The following is a 525-nucleotide window of genomic DNA, read 5'->3' as shown; positions in this document are numbered from 1 at the left end:
GGTAACCATTGATCCAGCATGTCCGCGATCGGTTTATGATAAATACCATAACCTACCTCATAAGGGTTACCTACAAATACATCTTTGGGATTACTGCCAATAAATGCACCGTCGTCATTCACATAGGGCAACTCGCCTAAGGGCAATGAATCAGCGACTTCCTCTTTGGGTACTGGGACTCCAGCCCAGTTTAGCAGCATCGTGGCAACGACTGCTTCGCATCCGTTCGGCAGCTCGGGCAGTTGCGATAGGGCAGGAACATTTTGTAACTGAAAATGATGCTCCTTATTGGGTTGAGTGGATGGTGCAGGGGTATGTAATGAATTTGATATTGATATTGGTTGTTCTGTACCATCTAGATGTGGTTTAGTGACGGATATAGGTAATACCTGCTCCAGGGCAGGAGATGTTGGCATAGCGATTGCCAAACAAAAGATGCTGAATAACACTAAAAAGCAACAAGCCATTTTCTTCATTTCCCACGTCCAATCTGGGTTATCTTCTCATTACAACACGGGAAAATGC

At 45.0% G+C, this 525-nt stretch carries 1 protein-coding gene; it reads right to left on the bottom strand.

Annotated features, from left to right (window positions below):
- Positions 1-476 (bottom strand): C39 family peptidase (locus ACXJJ8_RS15470; RefSeq protein ID WP_499031881.1); only part of this gene is annotated, 476 nt, incomplete at its 3' end.
- Between the last annotated feature and the right edge of the window lie 49 nt (positions 477-525).

The organism is Lysobacter sp. P5_C4 (assembly GCF_054049695.1).
Note: the sequence above shows the minus strand (reverse complement) of the source record. Positions and strands in the feature narration are given on the sequence as shown.